This window comes from Rhizobium sp. WSM409 (assembly GCF_057653825.1).
Genome location: NZ_CM172794.1, coordinates 2,401,293 through 2,424,606 on the forward strand (window position 1 = coordinate 2,401,293; position 23,314 = coordinate 2,424,606).

Below are 23,314 nucleotides of genomic sequence, written 5' to 3' on the forward strand. Positions count from 1 at the left end.
TTCAAGGATTATTGAAATATGGATCAACGTCAAGCCCTCATCGCATTCGGCGCGCTCTCGCAGGAAACCCGCCTTCACATCGTCCGCATGCTCGTGGTTTCGGGTCCCGACGGCATGGCGGCAGGCGCGATCGCTGAGAAGGCGGAGGTCTCGCCCTCTAATATCTCCTTCCATCTGAAAGAGCTGGAACGGTCGGGGTTGATCGCGCAACAGCGTGAATCCCGATCGATCATTTACACCGCGAACTACGAGGCACTTGGTGGCTTGGTTCGCTTTCTGATGGAAGATTGCTGTTCCGGGCATCCGGAAATCTGCGCACCTGCCGCGGAGGTCGCGGCCTGCTGCGCCCCTAAAATGAAGGAGAAATTGCAATGACCCCTGACCGCATTTACAATGTGCTCTTTCTCTGCACGGGCAATTCTGCCCGCTCGATCTTGGCTGAATCCATCCTTGAGACCGAAGGCAAGGGTCGATTCAAGGCCTATTCGGCCGGCAGCCAGCCGAAGGGTGAAGTCAATCCCTATGCGCTGAAGGAGCTTGCGGCGCAGGGCTACCCAACAGTCGGCCTCCGTTCAAAGAGCTGGGACGAATTCGCCGAGCCGGGCGCTCCGGAGATGGACTTCATCTTTACGGTTTGCGACAGCGCTGCCGGCGAGGCTTGTCCCGTCTGGATCGGTCATCCGGTGACCGCCCATTGGGGCGTCGAGGACCCGGCTGTCGTCGAGGGCAGCGAAGTCGACAAAGGCCGCGCTTTCGCGCAGGCCGCCCGCTTCCTCAAGAACCGGATCAGCGCCTTTTTGAGCCTGCCTCTTTCCTCGATCGACAAGCTCGCCCTGGAATCGCACCTGCGCCAGATCGGCACCATGGAAGGCGCCAGCATTAAACAGCCCAAGGCGAGCTGATGGGTTTCGATTTGAACCAGCAGGCCTTGGAAGGGCACGACGACAGACTTCGCGGCGCGCTCGCAGGCGCCGGGCTTCCGGTCGATGACCTCACAGACGCCGGCCGAAGCTTCTATCGGTTTTCACGTGGCGGCGAGACGGTCGGCTTCGGCGGGCTGGAACTCTATGGCGAGACTGTACTCCTGCGTTCCATTGTCGTGCTGTCCGATCAGCAAGGCTTTGGCTTCGGCCATGCGATCACCCTTAGCCTGCTCGATCAGGCACAAAGGAAAGGCGCCACTGCCGCCTATCTGTTGACAGAAACAGCCGCCTCCTTCTTTCAATCGCTCGGCTTTCGTCCGATCGCCCGCGATGAAGCGCCGGCCGAGATCCTGACGACGCGGCAGGCCGCAAGCCTGTGCCCGGCATCGGCCGCCCTGATGGTCCGGAGCCTGCCGGCATGAGCGCGCCGATGTTTCCCCCGTCTCGACGACTGGTCGCCGAAGCGCTCGGCACGCTGCTGCTCGTAGCAACCGTCGTCGGCTCGGGCATCATGGCGGATAGCCTGACGGACGATACGGCGCTTGCGCTGCTCGGCAATACGCTGGCAACGGGGGCAATCCTCGTCGTCCTGATTACGATCTTAGGCCCGATTTCCGGGGCTCATTTCAATCCGGTCGTGTCGCTGGTGTTTGCGCTCCGGCGCGAACTGCCTGCCTCCTCCGTTCCCCCCTATATCGCCGCGCAGATCGTCGGCGGCATTGCCGGAACGATGCTCGCTCATGCGATGTTCGCCCTTCCCGTGCTGCAGGCCTCGGAAACCGTGCGCACCGGCGGCGCGCAATGGCTCTCTGAAGTGACGGCAACCTTCGGCCTCGTCTTCGTCATCTTAGCCGGTGTGCGCTTTCGCGCCGATGCCGTGGCATGGCTGGTCGGCCTTTATATCACCGCCGCCTACTGGTTCACCGCCTCCACGTCCTTTGCCAATCCCGCCGTCGCGATTGCTCGATCGCTGACGCACACCTTTTCCGGCATCCGCCCGATCGATCTACCGGGGTTTATCGCCGCTGAAGTCCTCGGCGCCTTGCTGGCGCTGATGCTTGCGGGATGGCTGCTGATGGAAGCCCGCGATCCTGAAACTCTCACCAAGACGGAATCCGCCTCATGACCATAGATGTTACGATCTATCACAACCCCGAATGCGGCACCTCGCGCAACACGCTTGCGATGATCCAGAACGCCGGCATTGAGCCCAACGTTATCGAATATCTGAAAAACTCGCCGTCGCGCGACCAGCTAATCAAGGTGATTGCGGATGCCGGTTTGAGCGTTCGCGAGGCGATCCGCGAAAAGGGCACGCCCTATGCGGAGCTCGGCCTCGACAACCCTGATCTTACCGACGAGCAATTGCTGGACGCGATGCTGAAAAACCCGATCCTGATCAACCGGCCCTTCGTCATCACGCCGCTCGGCACGCGTCTGTCGCGGCCCTCGGAACTTGTTCTCGAAATCCTGCCGGAAACGCATCAGGGCGCCTTCACCAAGGAAGACGGCGAGAAGGTGCTCGATGCCGGAGGCAAGCGCATTGTCTGATTTGCCTGCCATATCACCGATGCATCTGCGTCAACCGGATATGGACGCGCTCAGGCCGGCGTTCTCGACGCACAAGCCGCGCATCCTGATCCTTTATGGCTCGTTGCGAGCAGTGTCCTACAGCCGCTTCCTCGCACAGGAGGCCGCGCGGCTGCTCGAATATTTCGGCTGCGAAGTGCGCATCTTCAATCCGGAAGGTCTGCCGCTGCCTGATGCGGCGCCGGCGAGCCACCCGAAAGTTCAGGAGTTGCGCGAATGGTCGGCATGGTCTGAAGGCCAGGTGTGGGTCAGCCCCGAACGTCATGGCGCGATGACCGGCATCATGAAAGCGCAGATCGACTGGATTCCATTGTCGGTCGGCTCTGTTCGGCCGACGCAAGGCAAGACGCTGGCGGTGATGCAGGTCTCTGGCGGCTCCCAGTCCTTCAATGCGGTAAGCCAGCTCCGCATCCTTGGACGATGGATGCGGATGATCGCAATTCCCAATCAGTCCTCGGTTGCAAAAGCTTTCCAAGAATTCGACGCGGACGGCCGTATGAAACCCTCGTCCTATTACGACCGCGTCGTCGACGTCTGCGAGGAACTGGTGAAGTTCACGCTGCTGACCCGTGATGCCTCGAACTATCTGACCGACCGCTACAGCGAGAGGAAGGAAGAAGCCGAAAAGCTCGAACAGCGCGTGAGCCTCAGATCCCTATGACAATCAGCACCGAACGACCACCGGTAGCGGCCATTGCCGCGCTCGGGCTGACGCAGATCATCGGTTATGGATCGCTCTATTACAGCTTCAGCATCCTCGCCCCCGACATGGCCCGTGATTTGGGCTGGTCATCTGAATGGATCTTCGGCGCGCTCTCTGTGGCCCTTCTGATCGGCGGTCTGGCCGCACCTCTCATGGGCACGTGGATTGATCGCTTCGGCGCAGGCAGGATCATGACGTCGGGCTCGGCGATTGCCGCCGCCGCCCTCGTCGCCTGCGCCTTCGCGCCGGGAAAGATCGCTTTCGTCGCGGCATTGATCGGCATCGAGATCGCCTCGAACCTGGTGCAATATGGCGCAGCCTTCGCCCTGCTCGTGCAGATCAGGCCGCAGGTCGCCCAGCGCAGCATCACCTATCTGACCCTAATCGCCGGCTTCGCCTCAACCATTTTCTGGCCGATCACCACGGCGCTGCATGCGCATCTCTCATGGCAGAACGTCTATCTGATTTTCGCCGCGCTCAATCTCGTTGTCTGCCTTCCCATTCATGCCTGGCTCTCCCGTGGCATCAGCCAAACCAGGGGACGGACCGGAGAGGAGGCCGCAAAACGCGCCGAGCCGAGCCTTCCGCCGTCGGTGCGCAGGCTGGCCTTTATCCTGATGGTGACAGGCTTTGCTTTGGAAAGCTTCGTGAACTCGGCGCTTCTGGTTCACATGGTGCCTGTGATGTCGGCCCTCGGCCTCGGCGCCATGGCAGTGGTGGTCGGAACGCTCTTCGGCCCGTCACAGGTGCTGAGCCGCCTCATCAACATGGTCTTTGGCGAGAGCTTGTCGCAAGTGATGCTCGCGATCATCTGCGCCATCTTGCTGCCGACAGCCCTTGTCATCCTCATCGCCACCGCACCCTCGGTGCCTGGTGCGCTGGTCTTCGCCGTCGTCTTCGGCCTCGGCTCGGGGCTTAACAGCATCGTCTACGGAACCTTGCCGCTCGCGCTCTTCGGAAGCGATGGCTACGGCCGGCGGCAAGGACAAATCATGTCGGTTCGTCTCGTCGTCTCCTCGATGGCGCCGTTCGCGCTTGCCTTCCTGATGGGCTATCTCGGCGTATCATGGTCACTATCGATCGCTGCATTGCTCAGCACCGTCGCCGTTGCCGCATTCTTCGCCATCACGCGGCTGACGCGCCCGGTTGTTGCCCGGCCGGAACCTGTTCCCAATCCCGGAGAAGCTTGAGCGCATTAGTCGGGACAGGCGCTACTTGACGACGGCCGAGCCCTTGACGATGTCGATCGTCTCGCCGCCGTCGAGCCCGATGCGGTCGCCGTCGGGCGTCGTCATGAAGCAGCCGGAAGCACAGAGGTTTTCCGAAGCGCCGGCATCGACCACAACCTCGACGCGCTGGCCGCTCTCGGTGATGACGAGCACGACGGCGGCTGGATCGGTGTTGGTGATGGATGCCGCTTCAGCCGCGGGTGCGGCAAGCAGCGGGACAAGCAGAACGGCGGCAAATCTTGCCATCATGTGCGGCGGCGCTGGCGCGCCCTCCCCTCGAACGATCGGTGCTGCCCCCGGCAGCGATCCCGATAGTGGAGATCATGCACATATAGCTGTGAATGATGGCTGAATGACCCGTTCAGCCTTTCCGATTGCCGTCTGCCGTCTTGCTGCGCAATTGCCGCACCGGCTGCTCTTCCTCCTCCATGGGCGTGTCGGCCGAGTTTTCCTGCTCGTTGGGTTGATCCCTGCCCGCATCGGCAAGCGCGGGACGAGCCTCTCGATGGATGGTAAGATCGGTCTGTGGCAGCGGGATCTCGATGCCCTCGGCCTTGAAGCGCTTAAGGATCTCGATCCTGAGATTGTTGCGCACCGCCATGCCGTCACCCATATCGGCGAGGAAGAAACGCAGCTCGAAATCCAGCGAATAGGGCCCAAAGCGCAGGAATTCGACATGCGGCTCCGGATTGCGCATGACGAGCGGTATCTTGGCCGTCAGTTCCAGCAGGATGTCCATCACCTGCTGCGGATCGGCGTTGTAGGCGACGGAAACCGGAATTTCCGAGCGACCGATCTTGTTGCGGTGTGTCCAGTTACCGACGAGGCCGTTGATCAACTCCGAATTCGGCACGATGATCGACTGCTTGCGGAAGGTCTCGATCTCCGTGGCGCGCACCGAAATGCGTTTGACGATGCCTTCGGCCGTGCCGGAAACGACATGGTCGCCGACCTTGAACGGCCGTTCGACGAGCAGGATCAGGCCGGAGACGAAGTTGGAGACGATGTTCTGCAGGCCGAAACCGATACCGACCGAAAGTGCGGAGGCGACGAGCGCGAAGCTCGACAGATCGATGCCGGCCGCCGAAACGCCGATGATCGCCGCGATGCCGACGCCGAGATAGCCGATGCCCGTCTTGACCGAATTGCGCACGCCGAGATCGACATGGCTTCTGGCCATCACATTGCCATCGAGCCAGCGCTGCAGCCAGCGCGTCAGCAGGTAGACGCCGGCAAACAAGAGGATGCCGGTGCAGATGCCGAGCAGCGAGATGCTGATACCGCCGAGCCTGACCTCGGTGAATAGCCTATAGGCAAGAATCTGCAGGTCCTGCACATGGAAGCCCCACATCAGCAGGATCAGCGGGATGCCGACGAGAAGCGCCACCGCATAGATGGCAAGACCGACAAGCAGGCCGGCCTGGTCGATCGCCACCGGCCCGAGCTTGAAACGGCGTGTCAGGAAGCTTGCGAAGAAGGTGTCGCCGAAGCTTTCCTGCCTGGATATCGCCTTGCCGGAGAGCAGGCCGACATACATGGTGACGACGACGGCGCCGGTGATGATGAGCTGTGTGGCGACGAAGCGCGCGAGCCCGACATAACCGGTCAGCGCGGTGAGGATGAGGCCGGCGCCGACCACCCGCAGGATGATCGCCATGCCGCGCGGCCAATGCCTTCCCGGCGCATCGGGATCGCCGTTCCTGGCCAGCATGGGCTTGCCGAAGGAGACCGCGATCAGGATCAGACCGATGATCAGCGCGGCGATCAGGCTTCTGACCACGGTCAGCACCAGCGGCGAGCCCATCGCCTCGCCGATCGTGCCAAACAGATAATCAAGCGCGTTGACGATCGCCATCGCCAGCAGGCAGTAGCCGATCGAGCGCGCGCCGAGATTGGAAAGCCGAACGAGGCGCCAGCGCGGTTCGTGCGGTGCGAAGATGGCATTGACGAAGCGGCCGACGAAATAGACGAGCCCGATCGCCCCGAACAGCGCGCCGATGACAGGTGCGATGTCGGGCCTCAGCACATTGAACCCGTTAAGGAAAAAGAACGAGGTGACGAGCAGCACCGAGAGCGCCAGGGTGCGGATCAACGTCGACCAGAAGGCGATCGACAGCCGGCCGATATAGGACGGGTTCTCGACAGCCTCGTCGCGCTGCAGGTAGGAGCCGAACAGCCGGTAGCTGCCGGAGAGCAGGATCAGCGCCGCGGCAAGCGACAGGAAGATCGCGGCAAACATCGGGAAACGCTTGAATTTCCAGACGAAGGTGGCCCAGCTCGACAGCGCCTGCGAGAATTCGCTGGCCTCGTGCACAAAGGCGCTGCCGGCATCGTCGAGCACCGAGACCGAAATCTCGGTGCGCCTGAGCAGCGTATCGGCAAACAGCCGCCGCCGCATCTCGGTGATCTCGTTGACGAGCTTCGTCACCGTGATCGAGAGGTTTTCGGCATCGCCCGTCAGCGCGTTGATCTGCGCGCGTTCGGCGGCGAGCGCGTTGCGCTCCTGGGTGACGACCTCGGCTTCCGGCGGCTGTCCGTCCTTCGGCGGATCGCCGATCTCGGCAAGCCGGTTCTTGATCTGGTCGAAACGCGGCCTAAGATTGACCGATATGGTGATGACGGCGCGGCTGAGCTCGTCGGCCTTGGTCGCAAGCCCGACCAGGGCATCGTCGTTGTCGGCATTCTGCTTGACGCCGTCCTGAAGCGCCGTCAGTTGGACCTTCGCCTTGTCGATCTCCTTTGTCGCCTGGTCGAACGGCGTATCGGCGAGCGGCGCCTGCACGGCCGTCGGTGCCTGCGGCTCCTGTGCGAAAGCCGCAACACCCTTGAAATGCGCGCCCGCGACCGCCAGCGTCAGCAGAAGAATGGTGCGAAGCAGGATCGGTCTCAGCCGCAAAAGCGCCTCCGGGAAAGGTTGTCGTCGGAATAGAATGCCAGCTTGTCTTAGTAAAGAAAGGCGACAGAAAGGCGGAAGCTCCCTGGAAACCCTTAGAAACCGGCATCGGGCCGGGTGAGATAGTCGCATTCCTCAGCCGTGGACTCCCGCCCGAGCATGACATTGCGGTGCGGAAAACGGCCGTAGGTGGCGATCACGTCGCGGTGGCGGATCGCATAATCGAGATATTCGGCATCGCCGAGCGCGCCGAACAGTTCCACCGATCGCTCCTGCTCGCCAAGGTCCTCGGCATGTTCGAACGGCATGTAGAAAAAGGTCCGGCATGCGGGTTCGACCGCCTGATCGGCGCCCGACGCAAGCGCGACTTTGGCTTCCCGAAGCGCCAGCCCATCGGTCGCAACGGCAAGCGCCGTGCCGCGATAGATGTTGCGGGGAAACTGGTCGAGCACGATGACAGCCGCCAGCCGGCTCTCCGCATCCGCCCGCCATTCGGCGTCAACACCCGCGGCAAGGGCCTGATGGGTATCGTGAAAAACCGTGCTGATCTCCGCGTCGAGGTCAGGCGTCGCGCGGAACCACAGCTCCCGGCCGCATCTGACGAACCAGAAATCATAGACTTCCTTCGGTGTGCGAATCGTCGTCATGTCTCCTCCCCTAGCGTCATGTTCCTTGCTGTGATGTCGGTAAACTATTGTAGAGATGGGACAAACGGCCTGTTGTATAGCGGCGAACGAGAGAAACATCGTCGAGTCCAGCGTCAAACGCTACTTCACCTCGTGCAACGAAAACACCAGCGTCGCCTTGGTTCCGTCGTGGCCGGGGTCATAGGCGAAATCCGATTTCAAGCTGGCGGCCATCGCCGTCAAAATGCGTGTACCAAGGCCGGTTCCCCTGGCCGGGCTCGATGGGTCGAAACCGGCGCCGTCATCCTCGACGATGACACGCAATGCCTCGTCCGTCTGGTCGACGATGACGCGGATCTCGCCCGGCACGCTGTCCGGATAGGCATATTTGAAGGCATTGGTGACGAGCTCGCTGACGATCAGCCCGAGCGTGATCACCTTGTCTGTCGCCAGATTGACCGGCTGCGCGGTGAGCACGATCCGGTGCGGTCGCTTGTCGTCGCGCATCGAGGTTTCGAGTTCGGTGAGCAAGCTGTTCAGATATTCGTCGACCTGCACCGAGCCGACCTGGCGGTTGGTATAGAGCCGGCGGTGCACGCTGGCGATGGCATTGATGCGCATCTGCGTTTCGTGCAGCGCGTCGATCGCCACTTGATCCGTGGTCATCGAGGATTGCATACGGATCAGCGCGCCGACGAGGCCGAGGCTGTTGGCGATGCGGTGATTGACTTCGGTAAGCAGCATTTCGGCAAGGTCGCGCTGCTGGCGGATCACCTCCTGCGCCTGCGCCGTCTCGCGGCGAAAACGCGCCCGCTCCAGCGCCTGTTCGAGGGCGGCGGCGAGCAGGTCGAAATAATCGGCTGAGATCCCCTTCAGCATGTAATCGTCGGCGCCGGCCTTCAGCGCCGCGACCGCGATGCTGGTATCGTCCGAACCCGTCGCATAGATCACCGGCGGATGATCCGGCATCGCCGTGATGCAGGGCAGAATGTCGAGGCCGGTCTCGCCGGCCAGGATATGATCGAGCAAGACGGCGTCGATACCGCCTTCGCCGAGTCTCGCAAGGCCGGCCGCGCCGCTCTCGGCCCGCTCGACCGAAAAGCCACGCCCACGCAGGTTTTTCTGCATCAGTAGGGCAAGCCCCTCGTCGTCGTCGATATAGAGGATGTGGATCAGGGCATCCGCATCGCCGCTAGAATTGCTCATTCGGTCTCCCGGCGTTCTCTCGCAGCGACGACCGCCCGCAAGCGTCCGAGTCGTCCGCATGGCAATGTCGTATTGTATTGGCCGCCCGGGGTAAACAGCGGTTATCCCTCGCTCTTGTTGCAGGCGGCGCGGAAGAAGGATGTCGGGAATCCGGCATTTTCAGAACATGACCCTGGCCTGGGGAGGATCCCATGGAAGCCGTTGAAGGAGATGGGGAAACGAAGAACCTGAAATGAGATGCATAAACGCCGAGCGGCCCGATTGGTTCCGCAGCAAGCTAACTTTTCTGGAATTTCCGATGGCCGGATACTTCGGCCCCCGCCTCCGCCGGCAATTGCAGGAAGCGCAGCGACGAGACGACGCCGATCGCGCCGACCACGACGAAAGCCCAGCGGAAATCGGCAAGAACCGGATTGTCGGCGCCCCTGAGAGCCGAGCCGATGTTGAGCACGGCCGCCGCCACCGCCACGCCGAGCAGCATCGATACCTGCTGCAGCATGCTCGACAGCGTCGAGGCCGAGCTTCGCTGCGCCGGGCCGATATCGGCGAAGGCCAACGTGTTCAAAGCGGTGAATTCCATCGAGCGCGACAGGCCGGCAAGGAAAAGCAGCGCGTGGATGAAAAATGGCGGCGTCTGCGGCGAGAGGAAACCGCAGCCGACGATCGAAAGCGCGGCGATCAGCCCGTTGACCCCAAGCACTGTGCGAAAGCCGAAGAAGCGCAGCAGCGGCGTCGTCACCGCCTTCATGCTGAAATTGCCGAGGAAATAGACGAGCAGATAGGTGCCGGCGGCAATCGAGCTGAGGCCGAAGCCGAGCTGGAACAGCAGAGGCAGCAGGAACGGCGTCGCATTGATGGCCATCCGGCAGGCCGTGCCCGCCGACAGCGTCGACATCGAGAAGGTCTGGATGCGGAAGGCAGAAAGGTCGAGCAGCGGATTGTCGACGGCAAGGAAATGCCGCGTCGCCATGACAGACAGTACGATGCCCGCCGCCAGCATTGATATGACGGGCAAAAGCCCGCCGTCCCATTTGACCGAGAGTTCGAGCGCGGCGAGCAGAAAGGTCAGTCCCGCAGCGCTGAGGACGAAGCCCAGGAGATCCAGCCGGCCCGGATTGGTCTCGCGCTGCTCCGGCACGAAACGCAGCACCAGCGCGATGCCGAGAATGCCGATCGGGATGTTGATGAGGAAGTTCCAGTGCCAGCTGGCATAGGTGGTGATGAAGCCGCCGAGCACCGGGCCGATCACCGGCGCCGTCAGTGCCGGCCAGGTGATCAGCGCGATCGCCTGGACGAGTTCCGACTTGCGGGCATTTTTCAGTACGATGATGCGCCCGACCGGCGTCATCAGCGCACTGCCCGCCCCCTGGACGGCGCGCCACAGCACAAATTCCGCAAGGCTGCCGGACAGCCCGCAAAACAGCGAGGCGCCGGTAAAGACAGCGATCGACATCAGGAAGATGCGGCGTGCGCCGAACCGATCGCCAAGCCAGCCGGACAGCGGAATGAAAGCGGCCATCGTCAGCATGTAAACGGTGATGCCGATGCTCATCGACACCGGCTGCACGCCGAAACTTGCCGCCATCTGCGGCAACGAGGTGGTAACGATCGTGCCGTCGAGGATCTGCATGAAGAAGGAAACGGCAACGACCAGCGCCACGATCTTCGCCTGGCGGCCGCTCGCCGCCTCTTGCCCATTCTCGCTCGTCTCTGCCGTGGTCATCGATCTGCCAATAAAAATTCCGGATGACGCGGCAGGGAAACGGGAAGGAAGCCGATCGAAGATCTGACGCGCGGAGGTGCGCGGACATGGAAAGCCGCGCACTGGCTGAATACGCCCGTTGCATCCGGCCGGAAAGGCTAAATCTCGCACTACGCAGGAATATTCCCGATGCAGCCGGATAGCTGGCCACTATCGATCCCAAGAAAGGATTCAAGAAAAAGGCCCCGCCGAAGCGAGGCCAAGCTTGATCCGCTCCGGGGAAAAACAGGAGCGGCGCGCAGTCCATACCGTGTGATCCATGTCGCAGCGAGGCCAGATGTCGCTGCATCGGTACGCTCGCCAAAGAATTTTTCGCGATCTGCCGAAAAACGATCGGCCCCAAAACTATCCGCCGATGTGGCGCGACACCTGTCGCATTGCAGCAACGATTGGCGCTTGCAATGTTTATAAAAATAGATATCACTAAACATATTGCTAAACATGATGATTGAGGAGTTCATGTGAGCATTCTCTGAAGTGGGTGAACATGCGACGCCGGCGGGGAGCCGGCCCTTGGTTCTGGGAGGAACTTATGCAGAAAACATCGAAAGCCCTTTTCGGGCTGGCCACGGCATTCGTCATGTCGTCGGCATTGCCCAATCTCGCCAAAGCCGATGAACTGACGCTGTGCTGGGCCGCATGGGACCCCGCCAATGCGCTGGTCGAGCTCTCGAAGGATTTCACCGCCAAGACCGGCACGCAGATGAAGTTCGAATTCGTTCCCTGGACGAGTTATGCCGATCGCTTCCTCAACGAGCTGAATTCGCACGGCAAGCTCTGCGACCTGATCATCGGCGACAGCCAGTGGATCGGCGGCTCGGCAGAGAACGGCCATTACGTCAAGCTCAACGACTTCTTCGACAAGGAAGGCATCAAGATGGATGACTTCGTGCCGGCGACGGTCGTCGGCTACTCGGAATGGCCGAAGAACACCCCGAACTACTGGGCGCTGCCCGCCATGGGCGACGTCGTCGGCTGGACCTACCGCAAGGACTGGTTCGAGAAGCCGGAACTGCAGAAGGAATTCAAGGAGAAATACGGCCACGATCTCGCAGCGCCGAAGACCTACGACGAACTGAAGCAGATCGCCGAGTTTTTCCAGAAGCGTGAGATCGACGGCAAGACCGTTTACGGCGCCTCGATCTATACCGAGCGCGGCTCCGAAGGCATCACCATGGGCGTCACCAACGTGCTCTACGACTGGGGCTTCCAGTACGAGAACCCGAAGAAGCCCTATGACATGGAAGGCTTCGTCAACTCGGCCGACGCGGTCAAGGGCCTCGAATTCTACAAGTCGCTCTATGATTGCTGCACCCCGCCCGGCAGCTCCAACGTCTACATGGTCGAATCCGCCGACGCCTTCAAATCCGGCCAGGTCGCCATGCAGATGAACTTCGCCTTCACTTGGCCCGGCCTTTACAAGGACGAGAAGGTCGGCGGCGACAGGATCGGCTTCTTCCCCAATCCGGCTGAAAAGGCGCATTTCGCCCAGCTCGGCGGCCAGGGCATCTCGGTGGTCTCCTATTCCGACAAACGCGATGCCGCCCTGCAATACATCAAGTGGTTCGCACAGCCCGATGTACAGGCCAAATGGTGGGAACTCGGCGGTTTTTCCTGCCTGAACTCCGTCGTCAATGCGCCAGGCTTTGCCAAGAGCCAGCCCTATGCCCAGGCCTTCCTGGACTCGATGGCGATCGTCAAGGATTTCTGGGCCGAGCCGAGCTACGCCTCGCTGCTGCAGGCCATGCAGAAGCGCGTCCATAATTACGTGGTCGCCGGCAACGGCACTGCCAAGGAAGCGCTCGACGGTCTGGTGAAAGACTGGAGCGACGTCTTCAAGGACGACGGCAAGATCTGACGCGTGTCATCCCTGATGCGTGCCATCCTCGTCAGGATGGCGGCCCGGATCGGCAGACGAGCCGGGCCGCCAGATCTCTCATATCCTAATAGACCCCGTACCCCAAAAATACCAGGTGAAGACTTGACCATTTCCCATTCCTCCATCGTCGAGAAGGCAGCCGATGCGACTGCGAGGGCAACGCCCTCCTCGGTCGCCCGGCGCGTCCGCGGCCTCTCCGACAGGGCGATCGCCTGGCTATTCATTGCGCCTGCCATCACTCTGCTGTTAGCGATCAACATCTTTCCGCTGCTTTGGGCGGTCTATCTCTCCTTCACCAATTACCGCGCCAACCGGCCGAATGCGCCGGTCCTGGGTGTCGGCTTCGGAAATTACCAGCGCGTCCTCAACGATCCGGATATCTGGCAGGCGATGCAGACCACCGCGCATTTCGTCTTCTGGACGATCGTGCTGCAGACGGTGATCGGCTTCACGCTCGCCTATCTGATCGACCGCAAGTTTCGCGGCCATGCCTTCTGGACGACAATCATCCTCATCCCGATGATGCTGTCGCCGGCCGTGGTCGGCAATTTCTGGCGCTTTCTTTACGAGCCGCAGATCGGCCTCTTCGCCTACGCCGTGTCGATGGTATCCGGCATTCCGACATCAGATATCCAGATGCTCGGCAACGTGACACTGGCGCCCTGGGCGATCATCATCGTCGATACCTGGATGTGGACGCCCTATGTGATGCTGATCTGCCTGGCAGGCCTGCGCTCGATCCCAGACTATATCTACGAGGCGGCCGAAGTCGACCGCGCCTCGCCATGGCGCCAGTTCTGGTCGATCACCGTGCCGATGGCCCTGCCCTTCATCATGCTCGCCGTGCTTTTCCGCGGCATCGAGAATTTCAAGATGTTCGACATGGTGACGCTGCTGACCGGCGGCGGTCCGGGCTCCGTCACCGAGGTCGCCTCGATCACGTTGAAGCGCGCTGCCTTTGAAAGCTGGGCGACCGGCCGGGCCTCGGCCTTCGCCATCATCCTCTTCGTCGCGGTGTTCGGCCTCGCCAACATCTACGTCAAGGCATTGAACAAGGTGAAGCAACGATGAGCGCCGCCAACTCAGCCCATTCGGTCGTCGAACCGAGCCTGTCCAGCAAGCGCATCGCCGGCACGATCGTCGTCCTCTATGCGCTGATCACCCTCATCCCGCTCGTCTGGATCTTCCTGACCAGCATCAAGTCGCCGCCGGATTCGATCAGCTATCCCCCGAAGATCGTCTTTTCGCCGTCGCTCGAAGGCTATTGTAACCTGTTCACGACGCGCACGCGACAGACCCCTGATTATATCGCCTCGCTGCCGGCGCCGGTCGGCACCTGCGATGAGGTGACGCGCAAGCGCAATATGGTGATCGCCGGCCCGTCGAATTTCCTGCCGCGCTTCGTCAATTCGCTGGTGATCGCCTTCGGCTCCACCTTCCTCGCGGTCTTCCTCGGCACGCTCGCCGCCTACGGTTTTTCCCGCTTCAAGATACCGCTCGCCGACGACCTGATGTTCTTCATCCTGTCGACGCGGATGATGCCGCCGATCGCCGTCGCCATTCCGATCTACCTGATGTACCGCGAGCTCGGCCTGTCGGACACGGCCTTGGGCATGATCCTGCTCTATACCGCCGTCAATGTCTCGCTCGCCGTCTGGCTGCTCAAGGGTTTCATCGACGAAATCCCGCGCGAATATGAAGAAGCGGCGATGATCGACGGCTATACGAGGCTGCAGGCCTTCCGCAAGGTCGTGCTGCCGCAGGCAACGACCGGCATTGCCGCCACCGCGATCTTCTGCCTGATCTTCGCCTGGAATGAATATGCCTTCGCCGCGCTTCTGACCTCGGGCGAGGCCCAGACCGCGCCACCCTTCATCCCGACGATCATCGGCGAAGGCGGCCAGGACTGGCCGGCGGTCGCTGCAGGAACGACGATCTTCCTGATCCCGATCCTCGTCTTCACCATTCTCCTGCGTAAGCAGCTGCTGCGCGGCATCACCTTCGGAGCCGTCCGCAAATGAGCCACCTGATCGAAACACGCACCCCTGCCCGTCCGAAGCGGCCGTTCTTCCTGCGCCGCGGCCCGATGGAGACCATCGCCACCGTGCTGATCGGGCTCGGCTTCCTGATGCTGTTCCAGCCCTTCCTGCTGGTGCTCTACACCTATTCGCTGGTGACCCTGCTCGCAGGCACCGTCATGTTCATCATCGTCTCGAAATTCCCGGAGTGAACCATGGCGGATATCCGGATCGAAAATCTCCGCAAGGAATTCGGCAGCTTCGTCGCCGTCGAGGATTCGAGCTTCACCGTCCATGACGGCGAGTTCCTGGCACTGCTCGGTCCATCAGGCTGCGGCAAGACGACGACGCTTCGCATGATTGCCGGCCTCGAGCTGCCGTCGAGCGGCAAGATCTATCTCGACGGCGAGGATGTCACCTTCAACCGCGCCAGCGCCCGCGACATCGCCTTCGTCTTCCAACTCTTCGCGCTCTACCCGCATATGAACGTGCGTAAGAATATCGGCTTCCCGCTGCTGTCGCAGGGCATGCCCAAAGCCGAAATCCGTCAACGCGTCGAAGAGACCGCCCGCCTGCTGCAGATCGACCATATTCTCAACCGCTCGGTCTCGGGCCTTGCCGGCGGCGACCGGCAGCGCGTGGCGCTCGGCCGCGCCATCGTCCGGCGCCCGAAATGCTTCCTGATGGACGAGCCGCTCGGCACGCTCGATGCCGAGTTCCGCGAGATCATGGTCCACGAGCTGCGAGAACTGCACAACCGCATCCATGCCACCACCGTCTACGTCACCCACGACCAGCACGAGGCGATGGCGATGGCCGACAAGATCGCCGTCATGAACCATGGCGTCATCGAGCAGTTCGGCACGCCGCAGGAGATCTATGCCAAGCCGGCGACCATGTATGTCGCCGATTTCATCGGCTCGCCGCCGATGAACTTCATGCGCTTCACCTCGGGCCTGAAAAGCGGCGACAAGTCGATCCTGCTCGACGGCGTCGATGTCGCCGTTCCTGAGATCCACCAAGACATGGCCGAAAGCCAACTGGCGCTCGGCGTCCGGCCGGAGCATATCCGCTTCAGCGACGCCTCGGCGCTGCGCGGTGCCGTCTATGGCAGCGAATATCTCGGCACTAACCAGGTCGTGGCTGTGGAAACCCAGGGCGGCCTGATCAAGGCCCGCGTTCCCGCCAATCGCAGCTTCCAGATCGGCGAAAGGGTCGGCCTCGAATTCAACCCGGCGAAACTCGCGCTCTTCGACTGCACATCGGGCCGTGCCGTACCGTCCTCGCTCTATCAGGAGACCCGGCATGGCTAATGTCGTCCTCAGGAACCTCGCCAAGCGCTTCGGCGACACCCAGGCTTTGGCCGACCTCGATCTTTCGATCCGCGACGGCGAGTTCGTCGTGCTGCTCGGTCCCACAGGCGCCGGCAAGACCACGACGCTGCGGCTGATCGCCGGCCTCGAAAAGCCCGACAGCGGTGGCATCGAGATCGGCGGCCGCAATGTCGCCGCCGAAGCGCCCGCCGAACGCGACGTCGCCTTCGTCTTCCAGCAATATTCGCTCTATCCGCATATGACGGTTTACGAGAACCTCGCCTTCCCGCTGAAGGCGCCGGTCCGCAAACTCAGCACTGCGGAGATCGACCGGCGCGTGCGCGAAGTCGCGCGCATGGTCCGGATCGACCACAAGCTGGAGAACCGCTCTACCAGGCTTTCCGGCGGCGAGATGCAGCGTGTCGCGATCGGCCGGGCGCTGGTGCGCCGGCCGGCGATCTACCTGATGGACGAGCCGCTGTCCTCGCTCGACGCCAAGCTGCGCGCCGAACTGCGCCTGGAGCTCAAGCGTATCCAGAAGGAACTGGGCTCGACTTTACTCTATGTCACCCACGACCAGGTGGAAGCCATGACCATGGCCGACCGCATCGGCATCGTCGCCGAGGGACGGCTGATGCAAGTGGGAACGCCGCGCGAAATCTACGGCAATCCCGCCAACCTGCATGTCGCCGCCCGCCTCGGCCAGCCGCATATCAACCTTCTGCCGGCGGACCTGCTCCCGGGCGGTCAGCCGCCGGCCGGCACGAAAACCGTCGGCGCCCGCACCGAACATCTTGATATCGTCGTCGGCAAAGATGCCAACGCCGAGATCGACTGGATCGAACATCTGGGCGACCAGAACCATCTGCACATCAGGGTCCGCGATCCCAGGCAGGCCGCGCGGGAACACAAGCTCGTCACACTTGCGGATCCATATCTGGCGATTGCGCCGGGCGACCGGATCAGCCTGACGCTACGTGATCCGCTTTATTTCGATGTGGCTGGACAGCGCCTGTCCTGACCGGCAAACAGACTTGATGATGGCATGAAAAACAAACAGACGGGTCTCAATCGATGAAACACTTCTTCAACCGCAGGGAAAACATCGTCACCGAAGCCTTGGACGGTCTGCTTCTGACGAGCAGCAAGGGTCGTCTTGCCCGCCTCGACAGCTTTCCCGACATCAAGGTGATCCTGCGCGCGGACTGGGACAAGTCGAAGGTGGCGATCATATCCGGCGGCGGCGCCGGCCATGAGCCCTCCCATGCCGGCTTCGTCGGTAAGGGCATGCTGACGGCTGCCGTATCCGGCGAGATTTTCGCCTCGCCGAGCGTCGATGCCGTGCTGACGGCGATCCGCGCCGTGACCGGCGAAAAGGGCGCCCTGCTGATCGTCAAGAACTACACTGGCGACCGGCTGAATTTCGGCCTCGCCGCCGAAAAGGCGCGCACCGAAGGTTTCGACGTTGAAATGGTCATCGTCGCCGACGACATCGCCATCCCCGAGATCAACCAGCCCCGCGGTGTCGCCGGCACGCTCTTCGTCCACAAGATCGCTGGCTATCATGCCGAAAGGGGCGAGGACCTGAAGACGGTCGCAGCCCATGCCGCCGCGGCAGCCGGCGACATCGCCTCGCTCGGTATGTCGCTTTCCACCTGCAGCGTACCCGGTCAGGCGCATGAGGACCGTCTCGGCGAGAACGAGGGCGAACTCGGCCTTGGCATCCATGGCGAGCCCGGCGTCGAACGCATCACTTTGCAGCCGGTCGCCGATATCGTCGCCACCATGGTGGCGCGCCTGTCGCCTGCGCTGCGCGAAGGGGCAAGCCACGCCCTCCTCATCAACAATCTCGGCGCCGTGCCGCCACTTGAAATGACCGTCATTGCCAATGCCGTGCTGTCCTCGCCGCTTGGCCGCCGCGTCCGGCTGATCATTGGCCCGGCGCCGATGATGACCGCGCTCAACATGAACGGCTTCTCGCTGTCGCTGATCCGGCTGGACGCCGTGCGTGAGGCCGCGCTAACGGCAGCGGTCGAACCGCATGCCTGGATGCCGGCCGTCGAACGCCACGAGATCCAGATCATCGCCGCACCGAGAACATCAGCCGGATTGAACGGCGCGAACGGCGCAGCTGGAGATGACGCCCACAACCGGCGCCTGATCACGGCACTCTGCGAACATCTGATCTCGCAGGAAAGCGAACTCAACCGGCTGGATGGCCGCGTCGGCGACGGTGATACCGGCTCGACGGTGGCGACGGGCGCCCGCAGCGTGCTGGCCCGCCTCGACACACTGCCGCTCGACCGGCCGGCCGCAACCCTTGCCTCGCTTGGCGATATCCTCGGCACCAGCATGGGCGGATCGAGTGGCGTGCTGCTATCGATCTTCTTCACCGCCGCAGCAAAGGCGATGGCTGACAAGGCCGATATATCAGCAGCCCTTCTTGCCGGGCTCGACAGGATGACGTTCTATGGCGGAGCCGGAGTCGGCGACCGGACGATGGTCGATGCGTTGTCGCCTGCCCTGCAGGCGCTCGCATCCGGCGATGTCGCCGCCGCGGCAAAGGCTGCGGCAGCGGGGGCGGAGTTGACGAAGGCGATGACGAAGGCGAAAGCCGGACGCGCCTCCTATGTCGGCGAAAGGGATCTGGCGGGCGTTGCCGATCCCGGCGCCGTCGCGGTTGCCGGCGCGTTCGGTGTGGCGGCAAGCCTCGCCTGACCGATGTGACGTTTGAAAGCCCGCGGGAGGCGCGGCGACTAGGAGGATGGCAGTGCAGGCGGAACCGGTGCTTGTGGCAGGATTGATCGAGGTGTGCCGCGCGACGATCGCGGCAAACAGCGATCACCTCTGCGCGCTCGATCGCGCCATCGGCGATGGTGATCACGGAACCAACATGCGGCGCGGCTGTGAGGCAGTGAGCGCCGAAGGCGAAAGCCTGTCCAGCCTGCCCTTCCCCGACGCCATGGAAAAGATCGGCCTGACGCTGGTGATGAATGTCGGCGGTGCCGCCGGGCCACTCTACGGCACGCTGCTGATGGAGATCGGCCGCGAGCTTCGCAAAAGCAACGAGAAAGCCGATTTTTCCCTCGTGCTGAAACAGGCAATCGACGCCGTCGCAAGGCGCGGGCGGGCGCATGCCGGCGACAAGACGCTGCTCGACGTGCTCTATCCCGTGCATGCCGCGCTGGAGAAGCGGTCTCCACTCGGTGACGTCGCCCGCAAGGCCGAACGTTCTGCCAGCCGCACGGCTGACATGAAGGCGATGCGCGGGCGCGCGGCCTATCTCGGCGACCGCTCGATCGGCCATGTCGATCCCGGCGCGTCGAGCTGCGCGCTGCTGACCACGGCGATCTGCCGCTATCTCGGGGAGCATCGTCCGCAATGAATGGAAAGACCGCAAATGTGGGTATCGTGATCGTCTCCCACTCGCCGCTGGTGGCAAGGGGGATCGCCGATATGGTGCGACAGATGGTGGGCGACAGCGTGCCGCTCGCCTGGTCGGGCGGCAATGTCCATGGCGAACTCGGCACCGATGCCGGCGGTATCCTCAGGGCGATCGAGGCCGCTTGGTCCGATGCCGGCGTCGCCGTCTTCGTCGATCTCGGCGGTGCTGAAACGAACAGCGAGATGGCGATCGAAATGCTGGGCCTTCCCCGCGCAGCCCTCGTCTCCATCTGCAACGCGCCTTTGGTTGAAGGCGCCGTCATCGCCGCCGCCGAGGCGTCGGGGGGCGCTTCGCTGGCCAAGGTCGTCGCCACAGCCGAGGAACTGTCCCCCTGATGACAACAGGATTGCGTAGTGAAAAACAGGAGCCCGATCCATTGCATGTGAATTGCCAGACGGAGGTAGAAGTCAAGCACGGCGTCGGGCTGCATGCCCGCCCCTCCGTCACCTTCACGCGGCTTGCCAAGTCCTTCCCCTGTTCGATCGAGATCGCCGTCAACGGCAGCGATGTCTGGCTGAACGGCAAGAGCATCATCAAGATCATGGGCGCGCGAATCCGAAAAGGGTCGATCCTTAGAATACGGGCCGACGGCATTCTCGCCGAAGAGGCGATCCGCGCCCTGAAGGAACTCATCGAGCGCAACTTCGATGAGGAAAAGAAACATGGCCGAACCGCTTAGACTGCAAGCCAAGAGCGCATCCCCGGGCATCGCATCCGGCCCGGCCTTTCTCGCGGAGGAGCCGAAGGCTCCTTCCGCTGCCGAGCAGCCCGACACCGCCCCTGCGTCCCGAGCCGTCGGGGGATACGGTGCGCTGGAGAAGGCGATCGACATCTCGATCAGCGAACTCGAGCACCTTGCCGATGGAGCCGACGCCGAAAGCCGGGATATCATCGATTTCCAGATCGAGGTGCTGCGCGATCCCTCGATCGCGGAAGCGACCGGCGCACGCCTGGAAGCCGACGAGAATGTCGTCTTTGCCTGGGTCGCCACCCTCGACGCCTATATCGGCGAACTCGAAGCGGCCGACGAGGAGCAGATGCGGGCACGCGCCGTCGATATTCTCGACATCAAGAACCGCGTGCTCGGCGCGCTCGCCGGCACCCCGATTGCCGATTTCCCGCCCGGCTCGGTCTTCGTCGGCAAGGACATGGAGCCGAGCCGCTTTCTCGCCCATGACTGGTCGAAAGGCGGCGGCATCGCGCTGTTCGCAGGCAGCACCGCCGGCCATGTCGCCCTGCTCGCCCGGGCGAAATCGGTGCCGATGGTGATCGGCACAGGCCGCTTTTCAGCCGCAGACGGAGATCCTGTCAGCGTGGATGGCAACGCCGGTGCGGTCATCCTGCAGGCGGGCAGCATGCTGATCCCACCGCTCGTGCCTGCACAAGAACCCGCCGGCGACACGCAAACCACCGGCGGCGAGTTGCGCACGGCGGACGGCGTGCCGATCCTGCTCTCGATCAACATCAACGATCCCGCCGAGATCGATGCGCTCGATCCGGCAACGGCAGGCGTCGGCCTGATGCGCTCGGAATTTTCGATAACCTCAGTGGCCGATGCCGCCAATGAGGAACAGCAGTTGGCGATCTATCGCCGCGTGCTGGAGCAGGCAGGCGACAGGCCGGTAACGATCCGCATGCTCGATATCGGCGGCGACAAGCCGCTCCCCGGCCTGGAAGATCTGCCGGCTCTTGCCTCGGGCCTACGCGGCATCCGACTGCTGCTTGCCCGGCCGGAAATCGCCCGCGTCCAAGCCCGCGCCCTGCTGCGCGCCGCCGTCTTCGGTAGGCTGTCCGTAATGCTGCCGATGGTGACCTTTCCCGACGAAATCGACAGGATGCGCGACATCTTCCGGGAGGAAGCCGAAAAGCTCGGCCGCCGCGCCCTGCACCACCGAATGCCGCCGATCGGCATGATGGTGGAGGTACCGGCTGCCGCTTTGATGCTCGACACCTTCGGATCTGCGGCGTTCTTCTCGTTCGGAACCAACGATCTTACCCAGTATCTCGCCGCCTCCGCCCGCGACGATATCGATGCCGATACCGGCAAGGCAGCACCCGCCGTGCTCCGGCTGCTTGCCCAGGCGGTGAAGCTGACCGCCGGCAAGCCAGTCAGCATCTGCGGCGACATGGCCGGCAATCCGCACTATCTGCCCGGCCTGCTCGCCGCCGGTCTTAGGCATTTTTCCGTGGCGCCGGCCCGGCGTCCCGCGATAAGATCGGCGATCATCGGCCTCAACGCCGATGGCACAAGGGCAGCCGGAGAGTAGAATGGCGCGCGAAGACACCGAAGACGCCATTATCGCCTACAAGTCCATTCTGGCGCAGATCATCGACAACAGGCCATCCGGCACGCGCCAGCGCCTGGCGACGGCGCTTGGAAAACATCGCAGCTTCGTCACCCAAATCACCAGCCCGACCTATGCGACGCCGCTGCCGGCGCGCCATCTCGCCACGATCGTCCGCGTCTGCCATTTCAGCGCCGCCGAACAGGAGCGCTTTCTCGAAGCCTATCAGGCCGCCCATCCCGGCAAGCTGCCGGACCTCGGCCATTCCGAGAAATTGCGGCACCTTTCGCTGATGGTGCCCGACTTCGGCGATGACAGGAAAAACCGCCTATTGGAAGAGGCGATCTCCGATCTGGTGCAGAAGATCGTCGCGATTTCAGGGGCGAGTGAGCAGTGAGTAGTGAGCGGGTTGACGTGACGTAATGCTTTTGGCCTTGGGAGGGGCTTGATGAAGAAATTCATGAACACTGCGGAAACCATGGTCGCCGAAAGCGTCGAAGGCTTCGTGCGCGCCCATGAGGCCTTCGTAGTGTTCGGCCCCGAGCGCAGGTTCATCCGCCGTCGCCATCTCACGCCTGAAAAGGTGGCGCTTATATCAGGCGGCGGCGCCGGTCATGAGCCGATGCATATCGGCTTCGTCGGCCACGGCATGTTGGATGCCGCCTGCGTCGGCCATATCTTCACCTCTCCCACACCGAGCCAGATCATCGCCGCCATCGAAGAGGCCGATACCGGCGCCGGCTGCCTGCTCGTGGTCAAGAATTACGACGGCGATCTGATGAATTTCGAAATGGCGATCGAGATGGCCGGCGACCGCCACAACATCGACATGGTCGTCGTCAGCGACGATATCGAGACATCAAGGTCCGGCGAAGGCAATGGCCGGCGCGGCGTTGCCGGAACGCTGATCGTCGAAAAGCTCCTGGGTGCTGCGGCCGAACGCGGCATGTCGCTTGCCGAATTGAAGCAGCTTGGCGAAGGATTGAACACCCGCATCCGCTCGATGGGTGTCGCGCTGAACGGCGTGACGGTGCCGCAGACCGAGCGCACGACATTTTCGCTTGGGCCGGGCGACATGGAAATGGGCGTCGGCATCCATGGCGAGCCCGGCCATGCCAGGCAGCCCTTCGCCGCCTCCGACGCCATCATCGGCCATCTCTGCGAAACCATCGCCGGCGATATCGCGGTGGCGCCGGGTACCCGCGCACTGCTCTTCGTCAACGGCCTCGGCGGCACGCCGCCGGCTGAACTCTACCTCGCCTATAATGGCGCCCGCCGCTTCATCGAGGAAAGAGGCATCCCGATCGAGCGCTCACTTGTGGGAACCTACGTCACCTCGCTCGACATGCAGGGACTGTCGGTCACCCTTGCCTTGCTGACCGACGAGGAGATCGCGCTCTGGGACGCGCCGGTTGCGACGGCGGCTTTGCGTTGGCCGTGAC

At 62.6% G+C, this 23,314-nt stretch carries 26 protein-coding genes; 20 read left to right on the forward strand and 6 right to left on the reverse strand.

Annotated elements, in window-relative coordinates; all coding sequences use genetic code 11:
- Window positions 1-18: 18 nt before the first annotated feature.
- The 7 genes from AC25BC_RS12045 to arsK are packed head-to-tail and all read left to right on the forward strand — an operon-like array spanning window position 19 to window position 4,406.
- Window positions 19-375 carry an ArsR/SmtB family transcription factor gene (locus AC25BC_RS12045; RefSeq protein ID WP_012757878.1) on the forward strand — a complete coding sequence of 119 codons (357 nt, stop codon included), beginning with the start codon at window positions 19-21 and terminating at the stop codon, window positions 373-375.
- Window positions 372-902, forward strand: a complete 531-nt coding sequence (locus tag AC25BC_RS12050; protein WP_128438393.1) for an arsenate reductase ArsC — start codon at window positions 372-374, stop codon at window positions 900-902. The genes AC25BC_RS12045 and AC25BC_RS12050 overlap by 4 nt, the downstream gene beginning before the upstream one ends.
- Window positions 902-1,345, forward strand: a complete 444-nt coding sequence (gene arsN2 / locus AC25BC_RS12055; protein ID WP_011652407.1) for an arsenic resistance N-acetyltransferase ArsN2 — start codon at window positions 902-904, stop codon at window positions 1,343-1,345. Before AC25BC_RS12050 ends, arsN2 begins: the two co-directional genes overlap by 1 nt.
- Window positions 1,342-2,049, forward strand: coding sequence for an aquaporin (locus tag AC25BC_RS12060; RefSeq protein ID WP_012757880.1), 708 nt, complete (start codon window positions 1,342-1,344; stop codon window positions 2,047-2,049). The genes arsN2 and AC25BC_RS12060 overlap by 4 nt, the downstream gene beginning before the upstream one ends.
- Complete coding sequence (gene arsC / locus AC25BC_RS12065) at window positions 2,046-2,474, forward strand: arsenate reductase (glutaredoxin) (protein ID WP_012757881.1); 429 nt, start codon at window positions 2,046-2,048, stop codon at window positions 2,472-2,474. The genes AC25BC_RS12060 and arsC overlap by 4 nt, the downstream gene beginning before the upstream one ends.
- Window positions 2,449-3,174 (forward strand): arsenical resistance protein ArsH, encoded by a 726-nt coding sequence (gene arsH, locus AC25BC_RS12070; RefSeq protein ID WP_012757882.1) that lies wholly within the window; start codon window positions 2,449-2,451, stop codon window positions 3,172-3,174. Before arsC ends, arsH begins: the two co-directional genes overlap by 26 nt.
- A complete protein-coding gene (gene arsK, locus AC25BC_RS12075) occupies window positions 3,171-4,406 on the forward strand; it encodes an arsenite efflux MFS transporter ArsK (RefSeq protein ID WP_012757883.1) in 1,236 nt (411 codons plus the stop codon). Before arsH ends, arsK begins: the two co-directional genes overlap by 4 nt.
- 21 nt (window positions 4,407-4,427) lie before the next feature.
- Here the strand turns inward: arsK and AC25BC_RS12080 are convergent, their stop codons facing one another.
- The 6 genes from AC25BC_RS12080 to AC25BC_RS12105 all read right to left on the reverse strand — a co-directional run bounded on the left by AC25BC_RS12080 (window position 4,428) and on the right by AC25BC_RS12105 (window position 11,393).
- Window positions 4,428-4,694 carry a hypothetical protein gene (locus AC25BC_RS12080; RefSeq protein ID WP_017994411.1) on the reverse strand — a complete coding sequence of 89 codons (267 nt, stop codon included), beginning with the start codon at window positions 4,692-4,694 and terminating at the stop codon, window positions 4,428-4,430.
- Window positions 4,695-4,806: 112 nt separating this feature from the next.
- Window positions 4,807-7,341 (reverse strand): mechanosensitive ion channel family protein, encoded by a 2,535-nt coding sequence (locus AC25BC_RS12085; RefSeq protein WP_017994412.1) that lies wholly within the window; start codon window positions 7,339-7,341, stop codon window positions 4,807-4,809.
- Window positions 7,342-7,433: 92 nt separating this feature from the next.
- The gene (locus AC25BC_RS12090; RefSeq protein ID WP_128438392.1) at window positions 7,434-7,985 is read right to left on the reverse strand and encodes a DUF924 family protein; all 552 of its coding nucleotides are present in this window, start codon (window positions 7,983-7,985) and stop codon (window positions 7,434-7,436) included.
- 120 nt (window positions 7,986-8,105) lie between these two features.
- Window positions 8,106-9,170: a sensor histidine kinase gene (locus AC25BC_RS12095; protein WP_012757887.1), complete on the reverse strand. Its 1,065-nt coding sequence runs from the start codon at window positions 9,168-9,170 to the stop codon at window positions 8,106-8,108.
- 277 nt (window positions 9,171-9,447) lie between these two features.
- Complete coding sequence (locus AC25BC_RS12100) at window positions 9,448-10,893, reverse strand: MFS transporter (RefSeq protein WP_017994413.1); 1,446 nt, start codon at window positions 10,891-10,893, stop codon at window positions 9,448-9,450.
- Window positions 10,894-11,042: 149 nt separating this feature from the next.
- Window positions 11,043-11,393, reverse strand: coding sequence for a hypothetical protein (locus tag AC25BC_RS12105; protein WP_245274017.1), 351 nt, complete (start codon window positions 11,391-11,393; stop codon window positions 11,043-11,045).
- A 71-nt stretch (window positions 11,394-11,464) separates the two neighbouring features.
- Between AC25BC_RS12105 and AC25BC_RS12110 the strand changes: the two genes are divergently transcribed.
- From AC25BC_RS12110 to AC25BC_RS12170, 13 genes are all read left to right on the forward strand, one after another.
- Complete coding sequence (locus AC25BC_RS12110) at window positions 11,465-12,790, forward strand: ABC transporter substrate-binding protein (protein WP_011652417.1); 1,326 nt, start codon at window positions 11,465-11,467, stop codon at window positions 12,788-12,790.
- Window positions 12,791-12,913: 123 nt separating this feature from the next.
- Window positions 12,914-13,882, forward strand: coding sequence for a carbohydrate ABC transporter permease (locus AC25BC_RS12115; protein ID WP_017994414.1), 969 nt, complete (start codon window positions 12,914-12,916; stop codon window positions 13,880-13,882).
- Entirely contained in the window at window positions 13,879-14,832 is a 954-nt protein-coding gene (locus tag AC25BC_RS12120) for a carbohydrate ABC transporter permease (RefSeq protein ID WP_017994415.1), read from the forward strand. The genes AC25BC_RS12115 and AC25BC_RS12120 overlap by 4 nt, the downstream gene beginning before the upstream one ends.
- Window positions 14,829-15,041 (forward strand): hypothetical protein, encoded by a 213-nt coding sequence (locus tag AC25BC_RS12125; RefSeq protein ID WP_003560267.1) that lies wholly within the window; start codon window positions 14,829-14,831, stop codon window positions 15,039-15,041. Before AC25BC_RS12120 ends, AC25BC_RS12125 begins: the two co-directional genes overlap by 4 nt.
- A gap of 3 nt (window positions 15,042-15,044) precedes the next feature.
- A complete protein-coding gene (locus tag AC25BC_RS12130) occupies window positions 15,045-16,142 on the forward strand; it encodes an ABC transporter ATP-binding protein (RefSeq protein WP_012757892.1) in 1,098 nt (365 codons plus the stop codon).
- Entirely contained in the window at window positions 16,135-17,163 is a 1,029-nt protein-coding gene (locus tag AC25BC_RS12135) for an ABC transporter ATP-binding protein (protein WP_012757893.1), read from the forward strand. Before AC25BC_RS12130 ends, AC25BC_RS12135 begins: the two co-directional genes overlap by 8 nt.
- A 53-nt stretch (window positions 17,164-17,216) precedes the next feature.
- Window positions 17,217-18,860 (forward strand): dihydroxyacetone kinase subunit DhaK, encoded by a 1,644-nt coding sequence (locus AC25BC_RS12140; protein WP_487778518.1) that lies wholly within the window; start codon window positions 17,217-17,219, stop codon window positions 18,858-18,860.
- 46 nt (window positions 18,861-18,906) lie between these two features.
- A complete protein-coding gene (gene dhaL, locus AC25BC_RS12145; RefSeq protein WP_017994417.1) occupies window positions 18,907-19,527 on the forward strand; it encodes a dihydroxyacetone kinase subunit DhaL in 621 nt (206 codons plus the stop codon).
- The gene (dhaM, locus tag AC25BC_RS12150) at window positions 19,524-19,922 is read left to right on the forward strand and encodes a dihydroxyacetone kinase phosphoryl donor subunit DhaM (protein WP_003540653.1); all 399 of its coding nucleotides are present in this window, start codon (window positions 19,524-19,526) and stop codon (window positions 19,920-19,922) included. Before dhaL ends, dhaM begins: the two co-directional genes overlap by 4 nt.
- The gene (locus AC25BC_RS12155) at window positions 19,922-20,266 is read left to right on the forward strand and encodes an HPr family phosphocarrier protein (protein WP_017994418.1); all 345 of its coding nucleotides are present in this window, start codon (window positions 19,922-19,924) and stop codon (window positions 20,264-20,266) included. Before dhaM ends, AC25BC_RS12155 begins: the two co-directional genes overlap by 1 nt.
- The gene (locus tag AC25BC_RS12160) at window positions 20,250-21,854 is read left to right on the forward strand and encodes a putative PEP-binding protein (RefSeq protein ID WP_012757896.1); all 1,605 of its coding nucleotides are present in this window, start codon (window positions 20,250-20,252) and stop codon (window positions 21,852-21,854) included. Before AC25BC_RS12155 ends, AC25BC_RS12160 begins: the two co-directional genes overlap by 17 nt.
- Window position 21,855: 1 nt before the next feature.
- On the forward strand, window positions 21,856-22,269 hold the full coding sequence (locus AC25BC_RS12165) for a hypothetical protein (RefSeq protein ID WP_011652427.1): 414 nt from the start codon (window positions 21,856-21,858) through the stop codon (window positions 22,267-22,269).
- 51 nt (window positions 22,270-22,320) lie between these two features.
- Entirely contained in the window at window positions 22,321-23,313 is a 993-nt protein-coding gene (locus AC25BC_RS12170) for a dihydroxyacetone kinase subunit DhaK (protein WP_012757897.1), read from the forward strand.
- Window position 23,314 lies beyond the last annotated feature (1 nt).